General features: G+C 61.1%; 13 protein-coding genes. 6 read left to right on the forward strand and 7 right to left on the reverse strand.

Annotation, left to right across the window (positions count from 1 at the left end; genetic code table 11):
* The first annotated feature begins 63 nt into the window (after positions 1–63).
* Positions 64–1,851: a flavocytochrome c gene (locus MUN46_RS09375; protein ID WP_243377524.1), complete on the forward strand. Its 1,788-nt coding sequence runs from the start codon at positions 64–66 to the stop codon at positions 1,849–1,851.
* A 135-nt stretch (positions 1,852–1,986) separates the two neighbouring features.
* Here the strand turns inward: MUN46_RS09375 and MUN46_RS09380 are convergent, their stop codons facing one another.
* On the reverse strand, positions 1,987–2,877 hold the full coding sequence (locus MUN46_RS09380) for an IS1634 family transposase (protein WP_285230604.1): 891 nt from the start codon (positions 2,875–2,877) through the stop codon (positions 1,987–1,989).
* Between the two features lie 131 nt (positions 2,878–3,008).
* Here MUN46_RS09380 and MUN46_RS09385 point away from each other — a divergent pair, with 131 nt between their 5' ends.
* Complete coding sequence (locus MUN46_RS09385; RefSeq protein WP_285230533.1) at positions 3,009–4,409, forward strand: ISNCY family transposase; 1,401 nt, start codon at positions 3,009–3,011, stop codon at positions 4,407–4,409.
* A 241-nt stretch (positions 4,410–4,650) separates the two neighbouring features.
* On the opposite strand, the gene MUN46_RS09390 is transcribed toward MUN46_RS09385, so the two are convergent.
* From MUN46_RS09390 to MUN46_RS09405, 4 genes are all read right to left on the reverse strand, one after another.
* Entirely contained in the window at positions 4,651–5,619 is a 969-nt protein-coding gene (locus MUN46_RS09390) for an IS1634 family transposase (protein WP_285230605.1), read from the reverse strand.
* A gap of 415 nt (positions 5,620–6,034) precedes the next feature.
* Positions 6,035–6,874, reverse strand: a complete 840-nt coding sequence (locus MUN46_RS09395; protein WP_243376966.1) for a hypothetical protein — start codon at positions 6,872–6,874, stop codon at positions 6,035–6,037.
* A 240-nt stretch (positions 6,875–7,114) separates the two neighbouring features.
* The gene (locus MUN46_RS09400; protein ID WP_243376967.1) at positions 7,115–8,680 is read right to left on the reverse strand and encodes an FAD-dependent oxidoreductase; all 1,566 of its coding nucleotides are present in this window, start codon (positions 8,678–8,680) and stop codon (positions 7,115–7,117) included.
* 48 nt (positions 8,681–8,728) lie between these two features.
* A complete protein-coding gene (locus tag MUN46_RS09405) occupies positions 8,729–9,082 on the reverse strand; it encodes a cytochrome c3 family protein (RefSeq protein ID WP_243376968.1) in 354 nt (117 codons plus the stop codon).
* 133 nt (positions 9,083–9,215) lie between these two features.
* On the opposite strand from MUN46_RS09405, the gene MUN46_RS09410 reads away from it, so the two are divergent.
* From MUN46_RS09410 to MUN46_RS09425, 4 genes are all read left to right on the forward strand, one after another.
* Entirely contained in the window at positions 9,216–10,136 is a 921-nt protein-coding gene (locus MUN46_RS09410; protein WP_243376969.1) for a LysR family transcriptional regulator, read from the forward strand.
* A gap of 184 nt (positions 10,137–10,320) precedes the next feature.
* Positions 10,321–11,088, forward strand: coding sequence for a hypothetical protein (locus MUN46_RS09415; RefSeq protein WP_243376970.1), 768 nt, complete (start codon positions 10,321–10,323; stop codon positions 11,086–11,088).
* A 26-nt stretch (positions 11,089–11,114) separates the two neighbouring features.
* On the forward strand, positions 11,115–11,594 hold the full coding sequence (locus tag MUN46_RS09420) for a hypothetical protein (protein ID WP_243376971.1): 480 nt from the start codon (positions 11,115–11,117) through the stop codon (positions 11,592–11,594).
* 78 nt (positions 11,595–11,672) lie between these two features.
* On the forward strand, positions 11,673–12,014 hold the full coding sequence (locus tag MUN46_RS09425) for a hypothetical protein (RefSeq protein ID WP_243376972.1): 342 nt from the start codon (positions 11,673–11,675) through the stop codon (positions 12,012–12,014).
* 45 nt (positions 12,015–12,059) lie between these two features.
* On the opposite strand, the gene MUN46_RS09430 is transcribed toward MUN46_RS09425, so the two are convergent.
* Together MUN46_RS09430 and MUN46_RS09435 are read right to left on the reverse strand one after the other, a co-directional pair.
* The gene (locus MUN46_RS09430) at positions 12,060–12,941 is read right to left on the reverse strand and encodes a DMT family transporter (RefSeq protein WP_243376973.1); all 882 of its coding nucleotides are present in this window, start codon (positions 12,939–12,941) and stop codon (positions 12,060–12,062) included.
* 150 nt (positions 12,942–13,091) lie between these two features.
* Positions 13,092–14,903 (reverse strand): FAD-binding protein, encoded by a 1,812-nt coding sequence (locus tag MUN46_RS09435; RefSeq protein ID WP_243376974.1) that lies wholly within the window; start codon positions 14,901–14,903, stop codon positions 13,092–13,094.
* Positions 14,904–15,062 lie beyond the last annotated feature (159 nt).

Here is a 15,062-nt window from a genome sequence, read left to right on the forward strand (position 1 = left end):
TTCTCTGCAAACGCGCCCCGGGGCCCTTTCGCCCCGCCGCACCCATTTGAAGGAGAACAAAGCATGAGATTCACGAGAATCATCCTCGCCCTTGCCGCCGCCTCGACGGCCTTCTCGGCGAGCGCCGCCTTAAAGGACGGCACCTACGAGGCCCGCGTGAACGGGCACAACGCGCCGCTTACGGTGAAGGTCACGGTCGCAGGCGGCAGGATCACCGCGATCGACACCTCGAAGAATCTCGAGTCCAACGGCATCGGACGGGTGGCGCTGCCCGCGCTTTCGAAGAAGATCATCGACCGGCAGTCGATCGGGATCGACGCGATGACCGGGGCCACCATCTCGAGCGGCGCCCTGGTCGAAGGCGTGCAGAAGTGCCTCGAGCAGGCGGGCGCGACGAAAAAGGATCTCGAGCAGTGGAATAAGAACTCTGAAAAGTACGCGACCGCCCCGGTGAAGGCTTCGGGCGACGTGATCGTGATCGGTGGCGGCGGCTCCGGGATGGCCGCGGCGCTTTCCGCGCTGGAAAGCGGCGCGCAGAAGGTTGTGATCCTCGAGAAGCTCGGCTATCTGGGCGGCTCCACCCAGGTCTCGGGCGGCGCCTTCAACGCCGTGGACGACAAGCGCCAGAAGGCCCAGGGCATCGTCGACTCCTTCCCGATCTTCTTTGAGGCCACCATGCGCGGCGGCCACTACAAGGGCAACCCCGAGCTCGTGCACTACCTCACGTACAACTCGATCCACGCCCTTGAGTGGCTCGAAAAGGAAGGGGTCGTGTTCCGCGACAAGATCGGCGCCGCGACCGGCTCCCTCGGGCAGCGGAGCCACTACGGCGTGAAGCCCGCCGGCTGGGCCTACACCTCCGTGTTCGAGAGCAGACTCAAGAGCTTCGGCGACCGCGTCCAGATCCTCACCGACACGCAGGCGAAGTCGCTCATCATGAAAAACGGGGCGGTCGCGGGCGTGAAGGCGCTGCGCCATGGAAAACAAAGCGTCACCGTGACGGGCCCGAGCGTTGTGATCGCAACGGGCGGCTTCGGGGCCAACATCCCCTTCCGCCAGAAGGTGAACACCGGGGTGTGGAAGGAAGTGAAGCTCGACTCGCGCATCGGCACCACGAACGTGAACAAGGCCGCCCAGGGCGACGGGCTTAAGATCGCGCAGCAGGCCGGGGCCGACATCATCGGGCTTTCCGACATCCAGCTGCACCCGAACGGAACGCCCGGCACCGGCCTCATGCAGGACATCGCCACCTCGGGCCGCAACCGCCTCTTCATCAACAAGAACGGCGACCGGTTCGTGAGCGAAGGCGCGGCGCGCGACACGCTCTGCAAGGCGATCTTCAAGCAGCCGGGCGGCACCTACTACCTCCTCATGAATAAGCTGCGCTACCCCGACGAGAACAAGCCCGACCGCATGGGCGTCACCATGAAGGACATGCTCGCGCTCGGGCGCGTGAAGAAGGCGCAGACGCTGGACGAAATGGCGAAGATCCTCAACGTCCCGGCCGACCACCTGAAGGCTGCGGTCGAGGAGTACAACAAGGCCGCCCGCAACAAGGGCACGCCCGACAAGTTCGGGTTCGTCGCCACCAACACCGACGACGCCCCGATGACCGAGGGCCCCTGGTACGCCTGCCGCAAGGTCCCGACCGTGCACCACACGATGGGCGGCATCCGCATCAACGTGAACGGCCAGGTTCTCAATAAGAAGGGCGACCCGATCAAGGGCCTCTACGCCGCGGGCGAGGTGACGGGCGGCATCCACGGCGCGAACCGCCTGGGCGGAAACGCCATTGCCGACGTCTACACCTTCGGCAAGAAGGCGGGCGAGTCGGCCGCGAAGAAGCTTTAAGCGCTGTTTTTCCTGTTTGTTTCACCTTCCGGCGCGCGCCCGGCCCTCTCTCCCCGGGCGTGCGCCGGATTTTTTTCCCGAGTTTATCAGCTTAAAAATGAATAAACCCTTGTATTGCAAGGGCTTATTCATTAATTATTTTTCATCTCTGGTAGTACAACTTTTCGGTCGGGCAATGTCTTTGAGCCGCAGCTTCTTGCATAGTGACTGTGCCGTCTCATAGTGGCAGGGCGGCTCCAGGCTGAATGCCCTGAGGATCGAGTCAAAGCGGCCCTCCTTTGGATAAAGCCTCAGGTACAGGGGCATTTGGGGATTGCCGTCATCGAGGGCAACTTCGGCACCGCGCAGCGCCGCGTTGATTTCGTCACAGGTGATGTCCCTGATCTTCTGTTTGAGGACATGCTGCATGTACTTTTCGATCACGAGGCTGATGAAGCAACTCGCAAAATGTCCTCTGACATGACTGTCTGTCCAGACAAAGCAGGGGCGGGCTTCGAGCGTGGTCTTGCTTACCCAGAAGCAATCCTCGATGCGCCAGAGATTGCGGTAAATCTTCATGATGTCCTGAGAGGACTTCGTCTTCAGATTCGTGCAGACGGCGTAATAGCCGGCCCACCGCCTCGCCTCTTCGATTTTCTTCATATCCAGTGACGGCTCGCCTTCGCCTTTCGGCACCTTGATCAAAGACCTGTATCCGCGGCTGGAGGTCAGCGATCCCCTGCTGCGCAGGGCTTTTTTCGCCTTCTCAACGGCACGGTCGATGTCGCTATTGTCCTTGTTGGCCCGGGACTGCGAATGCGAGACGATCCAGCGGACATCCAGAGAATCCACTTTCTTCGACGACTGATACTTGCGCCCTGTGGTTTTGCTGATTTTGGTTACGAAAACCGTCTTTGACAGATCCATTGTCTTGTAGCGGCAGACAATCTCGTCGCCGTCCATGACGGTCTCATCCCAATTTACGTCGTCAAGGATCTGTTTGCGCAGCTCCTTCGTGCTGTTGTTAGAGCAACGCGATAATGTCACGGAAAACTACGGGACTATGTCATGGTCCGGCAACGCGACTCTGTCATAAGCCGGCAATCTGCATGACAGCCCCCGGCAAAGCGATTTTGTCACACAATCACTTCAGAGAGCCTGTTTTTTAGGAGTCGCACATGAAAAACTCGCTTCCTGAAAGAGCCCCGAAGTCCCAGACCGGCACAGAGGAGATTTTCGAACAGGTCGCCTACGGCCTGCTCTCGGTGCCGGAGGCAGCCAAAGCGATGAAGCTGAGCATTCGCCAGTTCTATCGCAGGCTGGCCGCCTGGAAAAGGGGCGAAGCCGCAGATCCGCCCCATGGCAACAAAGGGCGGCCCCCGAGCAACCGCCTGCCAGACGATATTCGTTTAAAAATCATAGAACTGGCAGTTACAAAATATCAGGATTTCCCTCCGACGCTCCTGACTCAGTACCTTGTGAAAAACGAAGGGATCAAAGTGTCGAAGGAAACTGTTCGAAAGATTCTGAGAGAACTCAGCCCTCAGGCCTCAGAGCAGGGGCTCAGAAGAGCCGGTCATTTTCTGAGGCGCAGAAGGTCAAGGTTCGGCGAGCTGGTTCAGATCGACGGCAGCCCGCACAGATGGTTCGGCCCCGGTCAGAAAGAGTGCTCATTAATCGCGTTCATTGACGATGCGACCGGCAGAATCGCCGCTGCCGGGTTCTTTCCCTCGGAGACCGCGGCGGGCTATATGACCGTGCTGCTCCAATACATCAGGGCGCACGGAATCCCCCTTGCGCTATACAGCGATCGGCACGGCACTTTCCGCGCGTTGGCTCAGGGCCGGTCCAAAAATGTAGAGGGCACACAGTTTCAGAGAGTCTGCGACAAGCTTCAGATCGAGCAGATATTCGCTCAGAGCCCGCAGGCAAAAGGCCGGATAGAACGCCTGTTCAAGACGCTGCAGGGGCGCTGGCCGCATGAGTTCAGGGTCATGGGAATCGAAGACATGGCCACCGCCAATCAGCGCATGGACGAACTGATCAGGGATTTCAATCAGCGGTTTGGAATCGACCCAAGAGAACCCCTGAGCGCAAACTGTGCGGTGGCTGAAGAAAGTATGCCCGAGATTGAACGCATATGCGCCTGGTGGCACGAACGCGTTCTGAGCAAATCTCTGAGCGTCTCCTTCGGGGGGTCGATCCTGCAGCTCAAGAATGCGAGCGCTCGGAAGTTTGAGCTGATGGGCAAGAAAGTCAGCGTCATCGAGTACCCGGATGGCCGTGCGCCGGAAATGGTCTACCGGGATGCACGGGGCAAAGAACATCTGCTCTGCTTTGAAGCCCGGAAAAGAAAAACGCTCGAGCGCACGGAATACCTTGAGTCATCGAAGACCATAGACGCATGCCTGGATCGAATCATTGAGAAGGAAGATTTGCGACCCAACGGCTTCGTCATGAAGCTGGAATGCGAAATGGCTGAAGCGAAGCAACGGCAGGCCCAGAGAAAAGAGCGTGACCAAAAGGCCCGTGAACTCGAAGAAAAGCTGAAGCAGCGGAAAAACAGATCTGGCAAATAATGAAATCAACACAGGCTCTCAGAAGATCTTTTTTCCCAACCTGCCCACAGCCCGCACGGGCTTCAGCCCATTTGAGGCGAGCGCCCGACAGAGCGTGGGCAGGGTGTTCTCCATGAAGACGATAAAGGGCCCCAGGGGGCTCTCAATTTCTGTCTTTGGCGGAGAATTTTTGGTGTCATAATCGCTTTGCTAGGGTGTGACATAGTCCCGTTGTGCTGGCATGTGACATTTTCCCTTTGCTCTAACACAGCTCCTTCGTGCTGTTCTTAACCTTCTGCGCGAGGACAAAGTCGCAGCCGATGTCCTTGAGCCCGAGCAGGTTCTCGTTTGAATTGAGCCCCCTGTCGGCAACGACAATGAGCGTCTGCAGGTCATAAGCCGTTTTGATCCGCCTGATCATGGGGAGCATCGTGCCGAACTCTGAGGTGCTGCCGGGGAAAAGCTCGTAATCAATGGGGATGCCGAACGCATCCATCACGAGTCCGAGAACTACCTGGACCTCGTTGACCTTGTGGTCCTTGCTCAGCCCGAACTGGCGCAGCTCGCCTTCTTTCCGGCTCTCAAAGGCATATGTCGTCACGTCATAAAAGGCGGCTGAGACCGTGCGGTTCAGCCTGCTGCTGATCTCGCGGTTAAGGTGTTTGACAATCGCTTCCTTGTCCTCCGCAAGCCGGTCGAGCACCCGGTACACGACATTGTTGTCTGCGATGCCGTCGAACGGCACGATGCTTGAGCCGCGCTCCTCGAAGGCTTTTTTCTTGCTGCCCGGACTGACGATCCTTTGCGAGCACAGCAGGAACGCTGCCTTGTCGTACGAATACTCGATTTTGCGCTTGCTCTGCAGATAGCGGAACACCTGCGGCAGATTCAGATCGTCCTTCCATACCTGCCGAATGACGGCAGCGCCGAGCTTCAGCCTTGCGGCGCACGAATAGTCAGCGCCTTTTTGGGACTGCTCGAGCTTGCGGATTCTTGTCTGGGCCGAGTTGTCTAGCTCCTCCAGCCTGGCCTTCCTGACCGCCTCGTTCTCGGCTGCCACGCGGGCACGCAGGTTCTTGAGATAGTCGGGATCTTCTTGCTCAAGGACGTCGAGGTTGCCGTGATTCTCCAAGAGCCGCGACCGGGGCTTGCCGTCCGCATTGCGGTAGCTCTCGACAACGCGGACGTACTTGCGCCCCTGGGTCGTGACGATGGCAACGTGTTTGGACATGGAGAGCTCCCGGTAACTGACTCTGGATACCAGCATTATACCACTAATGGACTACATTGTAACTACGTAGAGTGTAAAATTTTTGCCCCGCCGACCCAATGCCGACGGGGCTTTACTCAATTTTTAGCTGAAAAAGACGGGAGCTTTAAGCGCTGTTTTTCCTGTTTGTTTCACCTTCCGGCGCGCGCCCGGCCCTCTCTCCCCGGGCGTGCGCCGGATTTTTTTCCTTCTTTAAAGACGATCAAATGCGGACGCCCTTTTCGGGGGAAGCACAGAGGGAACAGCCGCGGCGAGGCATCACAGGAAGAGCTCGAAGGACGCCGCCGTCGTCAGCAGAGCATCCGCTCCACTCTGGGGCACCGGCGCTGCTGCGCCTGTGAAGTGAAATAAGCCGTCCTCCGAACCGGGGTGCACTTCAGCGGGTGGCCGCAAACATTTCCTCGTACGCCCAGTCGGCCACCTCTCCGTTCAAGTCAAGGTAGGCACTGAACACGAGCCTCATTCCCTCGCAGACATCGCCGGGATCCGCACTTCTAGGCTCGTTCAGCGCGGAAAGAAGAATGAGCTTCCGCTTGTCGGAGATCCCCGAGAGCCTCGCCTCCAGGGCTTTTTCCAGCGCTTGGTCCGCAAGCTCCTTCTGCGCCGCAGTCGGACGGCGCACGGGCGGATTGCCCTTCACCTCAGCCAGCGTCGCGCGAACTCCCCGATCCATCTGCGCCCTGAAAGCCTGAAGGCTGAGGCCATTGAGGAAAAGGTGGTTTGCGGCTGCAAGCTCCGTAGAACTCGCGAGCGTTGGATCATTCAGTATCTGGGCGCGGCAGGCGCGACTGTTGGGCGAGGTGAGAATCCGACGCAGGTACAAAGCGATGAGCGCGCGCTGGTCTTCATAAGGCAGGCGACTCGCGCCCTTGTCCGAGAGCGAGCTAAAGAGGTTCCGGCCCAGGCTTGCGGAAAGCTCGTTTGCTTTAGCAGAATCCTTCATTGAAAACACCCCGACCTGCCTCAGCTGGCTCACCGCATAGCGGGCAAAGTCTGGATCCGCAAAGAGCCGCTTCACAGCTTCGGCCGCCACCCGGTTTTTTTCCGCAGGCTCAAGCCGCTCCGTCCGAGCGTAGTAAGACTCAAAGTCGACCTTTTGCATTTCACGCGAGAGGTAGACCGCAATCTGCTCGTCGGTAGGAGCAGGAACCTCAGCAGGAGCTGCCCCTGCGGCAAGCATCAGCGCGCAGAAAACCGGTATGAAGATTTTTCTCATGTTCTGGACACCTTCGCGGCGGAAATCGGGCCCGGCCCCCGTGCGGAGCAGCCCCTCGCTTCTATTGTAGGGAAGCGCCCTCCCCGCGGACGGAAAAACAAATGCGCTGGAAAGCTGAAGGCAGAGAAAAAAGCGGCGCGGGGAGCTGCCCCGCGCTTTAAGGAATAACGCCGCGCTCCCTGGTTTCCCCAAAAAGAGTGCGGCGGGGCTTTCGCCCGAGGAGAGATTCTGTTCTAAGAATCAGAGCGGTTTTTCAGCCGCGGCGCTCGCGCCCGCGATCTGGCCGTAGACCAGGGCCTCGCAGACGTTGGAGGACCCTTGGTAGATGGAGCCCCAGATCGAGCCCAGCTCGCCCGCGACGAAGAGGTGCGGGATCGGGCGGTTGTAGACGTCCATCACGCGGGCCTTCGCGTCGCGCTTCGGACCGCCCTGGGTGTTGAGCAGCGCCGGGTAGCACTCGATCGCGTAGTACGGGCCCTTTTCGGCAAGCGGCGCGGAAAGCGTCGGGACGTCGGTGCCGGCGAAGGCGGACTTGCCCGTCTTCTTGATCTTGCGGCCGAACTCGGTGTCGGCTCCCGCCCTGATGTCCTTGTTCCAGCGCGCGACCTGGGCCTTGAGGTTCTCGGCCGGGACCTTGATCATCTTCGCGAGCTCGTCGAGCGTGTCGGCCTTCTTCACGATGCCGCTCTTGATCTCAGCCGAGCTGTCCGCGCTCCAGTGGTAGCCTTCGATCCCGGCCGCGTACCCGTACTTGAAGTGGGTGGGCCGTCCGGCGAGCCGCCCCGCCTCGTCCATCACGATGTAGCAGGGAATCGCGGGATAGCGGTGATGCACGCCGTCCAGCTGGTTCACGGCGTAGATGAAGCCGTGGAAGTCGACGCCCGCCTCGTTGCAGAAGCGTTTCCCGTCCTGGTTCACGATGATGTAGTTCGGGGTCATCATGGTGACGAAGACCGCGGCCTTGCAGCCCGGGATCCTGATCCCGAGCGGGCAGGAGTAGGAGGTCATGTGCCACATGCGGGCGCCCATCGAGGCCGCCATCCGAAGCCCGTCGCCGGTGTTGCCGGGGTTGCCGAGCCCGAGCACCTTCGTGCCCTGGCAGAAATTCTGCAGCGACTGCTTGTCGTATTCGTAGCCGCCGGTGGTGAGAATGACGCCGCGGCGGGCCCTGATGCGCACCACGCGGCCCTCGTGCCGGGCGGTCGCGCCGACCACCGTATTGCCCTCACGGATGAGCTCCAGCGCGGGCGAGCTGAGCCAGGTCTCGATCTTTCTCTCCTCGACGCATTTCTTGAGCGCGGCGATCAGCTCGATGCCGCCCGACTTCTTCCCGCCCACGCGGTACTTCGTGATGTTGTCGGCGTGCGGCAGGTACGGATAGTTCGCGTGGCCCGTGACGCGCAGCCTCGCCCCCGGTGCGATCCGCTTGAAGAACTCGGGGAGCTTTACCGCGCCTTCGCAGAAGGTCTTCACGAGCTCGCCGTCCATCTCGTTGTCGGCGAAGAGGAAGGTCTTCTCGAGGTACTCGTAGGCCTGGCCCGCGTCCTTCGGGATGATGAAGCCGCCGCCGGAGGCCTCGGTGTTGCCGCCCGCGCGGGGCATTTTCTCAATGAGCAGCACCTTCGCGCCCGCGTCGTGGGCGGTGATCGCGGCCGCGGCTCCCGCGCCGCCGTAGCCGATCACGAGCACGTCGGTCGTGACGTCGAATTTTTCCCCGCTTTCAGAGGCGTGCGCCTGCAGGGCGGGAATCGAGGCGGCGGAGGCCGCGGCAAGTTTCAGAAATGAGCGTTTGGTCAGTGACGGCATGATTTTCTCTCCTTGGGTGTTAAAAATGAGCAACCGCTTCCCGGGCGGTCACTTGATGTGAAGTTCCTTGCTGAAATCGTGGCAGCGGGCGCACTCGAGCACCGGCTTCTGGTGGCCGCGGTGGCACTTCGTGCACTCGATTTCGCCCAGATGCGAGTCGTGGGGATTCACCTCGAGCGAGTCGGTCTTCTCAGCGAGCTTCGCGTAGGTGCCGCCGTGGCAGGCGAGGCACGTTTCCTTTTTCACGGTCCGGGGGCCTTTGGCGGTCTGGTCGGAGCCGTGGCAGGACTCGCACTTCACGCCCGCCTTCACGTGGCGGTCGGCGAGCATCGGAGTGTCCGCGGCAAAAGCCGCGGAAGACATCAAAATCAGGGCCAGGGCCGTTAAAGCGCCTTTCATCATGGCGGTTCTCTCCTCATTCTTTTCCGAGCGTTGTTTTTATTCGGTTTACGCTTCGGATGACGGAGAAAAGGCTATCCTAAAGATCTAGCTCCGGCTTCGGAATTTTCAAAGGCTGAATTTGTAATAGACAAAAATGAGGCACTATTCCCTTACCGACATCGAGCTCTTTCTCGCCGTCTCCGATGAAGAAAACCTCACCCGGGGCGCCTCGCGCGTGGGACTTTCGCCATCCTCGGCCTCGATCCGGCTCAAGAACATTGAGGAAGCGCTTCAGGTGAAGCTTTTCATCAGGCGAAAAAACGGGCTCGAGCTCACGCGGGCGGGACGGGTCGCGGCGCAGGAGGCAAGGCGCGTTGTCAAAGACCTTGACGCGCTTGAAGCGAGCCTCTCCCCCTTCGCGCAGATGGAAAAGGGCATCCTTCGGATCGCGGCGAACTACGGAGCCTCGGTCGACTTCCTGCCCGACGACATTTCCGAGTACCTCGTCGAAAACCCGCTCGCGCGGATCGTGCTCGAGCAGAAGAGCTCGCTTGATGTCGTAAAGACCGTGGCCGAGGGCCGCGCGGACCTCGGAGTCGGAGCCTACGAGGGCGACTATCCCGGAGTCGAATTCCGGCCCTACCGCGAGGACCGCCTGGTGCTCGCCGTCCCCGCGGGGCACGAGCTCGCCGGGAGAAAGGAAATAGCCTTTGCCGAGAGCCTCGCCTACCCCTTCGTGTCGCTCACCGACGAGAGCGCGATGCAGCGCTTCATCTTCGAGCACGCGGGCGAAGAGGGCAGCCCCATCACGCCCAAGGTTCAGGTGGACAACCAGCGGCTCCTGATGAAGCTTGTCTCGAGGAAAGTGGGGATCGCGGTCCTCAGCACCCGGGGCGCGTCCGGCAATTTCTGGCCCGGGGTCCGGTTCGTGAGGCTCACGAACCGGTGGGCCGAGTGCCATCTGCGCATCGCGCTCAGCCGCAGCGCGGAGCTTCGGGGGCCGGGCGCGGACCGCTTCGTCGAGTTCCTCGAAAAGCGCCGGGGCAAGGCGGCCTCAGCCAGCGCCGCCTCCTGAGGACTCCGGCCGAAGGCGGCGGTCCCGGTCCTTTTCCCCGCGCACCTCGCAACGGGTCCGCCCTGCGGCAGCCCCCGCTTTGGTCACAAATTTGTGATTTCGCCTTCTGAGCCCCGGACGGATTCTTATCCCCTAAAATGTCTCTTTACAATTATTAATTTTTGTAAATACAAAGGAGAGATCCGTGGCTTCAAAATTTCTGGCCCCCGCCGCCCTCTGCGCGCTCGCTCTCGGCGGATGCGCGATCACCTCTTCGGTCAACGAAGTGAACAAGGGCGTTTACACCATTTCGTCTCTCGGGAGCCTGGGACAGCCCGGTAGCGACCTTCTCGATGAGCTCTATGAAAAGGGGCACAAGTACTGCGACGAGAAAAAGCTGCAGTTCAAGCTCCTGAGCCAGCAGACCAACAACGGAACCTACACGGGGACCTCCCGCCCCTTCTCCGCCCCGTCGACCTCGGGCGGGGGCTTCTGGGGCGGGTTCAACCAGGGCATCTCGAACATGGTCATCCCGACCGGAACCTACGGCCGGGCGAGGATCTATTTCACCTGCGTGAATCCCGAGGCCGAAGCGGGCGCCGCGGACTCCTCCGAGCCCAAATTCCGGAAAATCTTCTCCTCGCCCCACCACACCACGTACTACATTCCGGGATTGACCCAAAAGGGAGTGAATCAACTCGACGGATCAACGCTCTACCAGATCGCCGTTGCGAAAGATTATGCCGAGAAGCAGAGCAGCGGCGCGCTGAGCTCCATCATGTCCTACGGGCTCTACTGCTCGAACGGCCTCATGCTGCCGCTTGAAAATCGGCTCTATGAAGAGCATTTCCCCTCGAACAAGCAATTTTCGAGCGAGAAATTCAGTGCGGCCCACCAGCCCGCCCCGTCCCTGCTGGAGAACGCCCTTAAAAACCAGGAATACACGTCCATCTACCAGGAGCTCTGCCGTTAAGGCGGCTATTGTCGGAGCATCACGTTATGCAGCTTCTTAAATTCCTTGCCGCCTCGGCTCTTTCGTTCGCTCTTGTCTCGGCCGCCTGGGCGGAGACCTACTCGGCCACCCTGAGCCGAAAAGATTCCAATATCTATGAAACAAACCCTTCGAGCCTGATCATTAAGACGAAATATTGTTATGAATACGCTTCGTACGATGACAGTCTCATCGACACGGACCGCAGAACGGTCTACTTCAAGGATTCCAGGGAAACCTGCGACCTTGATTCTGTCTATCGCCCCGTCCACCCCTCTTCGGGAAGATACAAGGCGGAAGTGAGTCGGGAAGATGGCAACTGGTACCGAACAGATGCCGGCCTTTATCTGAAAACCGAGAATTGCCTTGAACTCGCACTGAGCGAAGAAGTGTCGATCCGCCTTACGAGCTTCGGTTCGGGGCACGTGAAGTTCGACAACGGAAACACCTGCGGTATCGACGGGGTGTATCAGAAACTCAGTTTATAAGTCAGCGCGGGCCCGGGAACCCCCGGGCCTTTCCTCTTGAACTCAATTTCCCCGTCCCCCGGGACGGGCCGGAGCCAGATGATGAAAAAACTCCTTGTCCTTTCCATTGCCCTTTGCCTTCCCTTTGCGCAGGCCTGCGCGGAGCACATCCGCAGCGACGGCATGGGCGGCTTCTATACCGATCAGGGGCACGTGAGAAGCGACGGCATGGGAGGCTACTACCACCCGAACGGCGACCACCAGCGAAGCGACGGCTTTGGCGGCTATTACCACAATAACGGCAGCCACACCCGAAGCGACGGTTTCGGGGGCTATTACACCCAGGACGGCGGCCACATCAGGAGCGACGGCTTCGGCGGCTATTATCTTCCGAACGGCGAGCACCAGAGGAGCGACGGCATGGGAGGGTTCTACCGCTGAACCCCCGCGGGCTGCCTTTCCTTTCAGACCGGAGGCTGAATAAGCCTAAGCGCCCGCGGAGCGCCTCTCGGAGAGGAGCCGCATCACGCTTGCGGCCGCGCCCGAGGCGAACACAACCGCCATCCCGGCCACTGAGAACAGGTCCGGAGACTCGCCGAAAAAGAGGATGCCCGCGAGCGTCGCAAAGAGAATCCCGGAAAAGTCGTAGATGGAGTTCAGAATCGGGTGCCCGTAGGTCCAGGCGTAGGTCATCGCGATCTGCGCGATGACGGCGCTCACCCCGACGCCAAGGAGCGGCGCGATATGCCGCGGCTCCACCGCGTGAAAGCCCTCGGACCCCGCCGCGGTCGCGGCGAACCCCGCAAGCACCCCGGCCAGCATGAAGTAAAACACCGTGCGCTCCCGGGGCTCCTTCTGGCCTGCGAGCTCGCGCAGCGACCAGGAGACGCAGGCCCCGCAGAAGGCCGCCCCGAGCCCCAGGGCGACCCCGACCGGGTCAAAGCCCGAGGCGCCGGGGCGCGCGATGAGCAGCACGCCCCCGAACCCGGCCGCGGTCACGGCAACGAGCGGCCACTCGACGGGCCTGCGCCGGGCGAGGCTCGAAGCGATGAAAAACACGATGAAAATGAGCGCGCTGCTGTAGGAGATGGACTGCGCGAGCCCGAGCGGCAGCAGCTTCAGCGCCGAGACCTCAAGCGCAAAGCAGAGGGTGCCCGCCGCGCAGCGCTTCAGGTGCGAGAGCGGATAGCGGGTGCCGAAGGCGACCTTTTTCCTCACCATCACCGCGGTCATGAAGACAAGCCCTACGAGCGAGCGGTAGAAGACCACTTCCCAGGCCGAGAAATGCCCCGTGCAGATTTTGGCAAAAAGCGCCATCAGCATGAAGAAAAAACACGCTGCGAGCATCCAAAGCGATCGGACGGCCATAGTCTCCGGAATCCAGCGGGAAGGGAAAAGGGACGGCAGAGAAAAAAAGAAGCGGGGCGGACCCGATGGAGGGCGCACTCCGCTTCATTCTACCGGCCGGGGAGAGAAAGGAGACGCGAAAGCCCTCCCTTCTCTATTTCCCCCGCTCCTTTACTTCTGCCGGTTCTTCAGCGCGCTTTCGGCTGCGACGTAGCCCGAGACGATCACCCAGGTGTTCTTGAGCGTCGTCAGGGCGTCAGCGCCGTTTGCGCCGCCCACCACAGAGCCCGCGCCGAAGAGGTTCCCGATCGGCTTGCCCTGCGTGTTGAGGATCCTCATCTGGGCGTCGGCCTTGAGGCCTCCCAGCGTCGTCTGATAGCGGCCCTTCTGCTCGACGATGTGGTAGGGGCCCTCGCCGATCGCCTTGAGGGTCTTGCGGCCGAAGGCCTTGTCCTCGCCCGCCTTCACCGAAGCGTTCCAGTCGGCGATCGTCTGCTTCAGGCCCTGGGCATTGATGCCCATCTCTTGCGCGCAGTGATCGATCGTGCCCTCGCAGATCACGGGGCGGCCGTGGTTGCGGATCGACTTCCAGGACTCGAAAATCGCGGCCGAGGTGACCGTGTGGTCGTCAACCGCCTTCTTCTGGTAGATCTTCCAGGCCGCGTCGTCCATCACGAGGTACATGATGTAGTTCTTCTGCGCGAGGGTGGCGCGGGCGAGGTCCTTGAGCGAGCTGTTCTCGTTGATGAAGCGCCGCCCGTCGGAGTTCACGTAGATCGCGCTGTTGCGCACCGCAAGGGTCGAGGAGCCGGTCGTGTCCATCGAGCGGCCGGGCTGCACTTCGATCCCGTTCGGGTAGATCGTGATGCAGTCCATGTTGATCTTGTCGGCCCCGATCGCGCGGGCCATCTTGAAGCCGTCGCCGGTTTCGGTGGGGAGCCCGTAGAAGAGCGCATGCTTCGCCTGCTCGGGCACCATCGCCGGGTCGCCGCCGTAGCCGCCGGAGGCGAGGATGTAGGACTTCGCCTTGAAGTTATAAGGCTGGCTGTTCACGCCCGAGGCCTTCACGCCGATCACGTTCCCCGCCTTGTCGGTCACAAACGAGGTCGCGCGGGTGTCGGTCATGATGATGCCGCCGTGCTTCTTATAGATGTCGAGCATCTGCTCCTGCCAGTGCAGGGAGTTGCCCTTCGCGCTGATCTGTCGCGCCGCGCTGTGGCCCGGGAACTTCACCCAGGCCGCGCCGTACTGGATGTGCAGGTCGTCGATCAGCCAGTCGCCCACCTCGCCCGTGCGCTGCGCGGTCATGCGCGCGAGCACCGGGTCGTTGCGGTTGTCGCCGCCCTTCAGCATGTCCTTGTAAAGCAGCTCGGGCGAGTCGTGCTGCTCCTTGATCACTTCCTTCTGATAGCGGGTGCCGGTGGCCGCGTAGCCGCCGTGGTTGAGGGCCGAGACCCCGCCCACCGCCGCGCGCTTTTCCATGAGGATCACCTTCTTGCCGGCAAGCGCCGACTTCACCGCGGCCGTGATGCCGCCGTTGCCCGCGCCGATCACGAGGATGTCGGTGCTCACTTCCCTGGGCGCCGCGCCCGCGAGCGACTTGTGCTTCATCGGCTTCGTGAACCCGCTCACGTCAGCGCCGGTGCTCTTTAAGGCCGCGGCCACCGCGTTGATGATGCCCATCGAGGAGAGCGTCGCGCCGCCCACCGCGTCGACCTTCACCGTCTGGTTGTCGACGATTTCCTTCGGGACGCGCGAGAAGGCCGGGTCGGAAATGCCGACCGACTCCTTGTGGCTGAGGACCTTCACCTGCGTGATGCGGCCGGCCTTGGTCGTCACCTCGACCTTCACGGGGCCGTTGCGGCCCATGCTCTCTCCGGTCCAGCTGCCGTCAGGCACCGCGGCCGAAGCGGCGCCCGAAGCGCCGGCAAAAAGCGAGGCCAGGGCGGCCGCAAGGGCGAGCCGCTTCATTTTCATCTGCATATTTTTCTCTCCAATATGAAAGCCCCGAAAGCGCCCGCCGGTTCCCTTAAGCGGGGAGGAAGGCGGGGCCGGGCTCACGGGGAGGAGATGGTATACCGGAGGCAAGCCGCCCCGCATCAGGGGCATCCCGGGCGGCTTTTCCCGCACCAGGATCCGTGG

This window comes from Mesosutterella faecium (assembly GCF_022809315.2).
Taxonomy (GTDB): domain Bacteria; phylum Pseudomonadota; class Gammaproteobacteria; order Burkholderiales; family Burkholderiaceae_F; genus Mesosutterella; species Mesosutterella faecium.

Bases quoted from the DNA above. Each gene is read 5' to 3' on its own strand.
- MUN46_RS09430 (WP_243376973.1), bottom strand. From the start codon at position 12,941: ATGGCCGTCCGATCGCTTTGGATGCTCGCAGCGTGTTTTTTCTTCATG.
- MUN46_RS09400 (WP_243376967.1), bottom strand. From the start codon at position 8,680: ATGCCGTCACTGACCAAACGCTCATTTCTGAAACTTGCCGCGGCCTCC.
- MUN46_RS09425 (WP_243376972.1), top strand. From the start codon at position 11,673: ATGATGAAAAAACTCCTTGTCCTTTCCATTGCCCTTTGCCTTCCCTTT.
- MUN46_RS09405 (WP_243376968.1), bottom strand. From the start codon at position 9,082: ATGATGAAAGGCGCTTTAACGGCCCTGGCCCTGATTTTGATGTCTTCC.
- MUN46_RS09410 (WP_243376969.1), top strand. From the start codon at position 9,216: ATGAGGCACTATTCCCTTACCGACATCGAGCTCTTTCTCGCCGTCTCC.
- MUN46_RS09395 (WP_243376966.1), bottom strand. From the start codon at position 6,874: ATGAGAAAAATCTTCATACCGGTTTTCTGCGCGCTGATGCTTGCCGCA.
- MUN46_RS09435 (WP_243376974.1), bottom strand. From the start codon at position 14,903: ATGCAGATGAAAATGAAGCGGCTCGCCCTTGCGGCCGCCCTGGCCTCG.
- MUN46_RS09375 (WP_243377524.1), top strand. From the start codon at position 64: ATGAGATTCACGAGAATCATCCTCGCCCTTGCCGCCGCCTCGACGGCC.
- MUN46_RS09420 (WP_243376971.1), top strand. From the start codon at position 11,115: ATGCAGCTTCTTAAATTCCTTGCCGCCTCGGCTCTTTCGTTCGCTCTT.
- MUN46_RS09385 (WP_285230533.1), top strand. From the start codon at position 3,009: ATGAAAAACTCGCTTCCTGAAAGAGCCCCGAAGTCCCAGACCGGCACA.
- MUN46_RS09390 (WP_285230605.1), bottom strand. From the start codon at position 5,619: ATGTCCAAACACGTTGCCATCGTCACGACCCAGGGGCGCAAGTACGTC.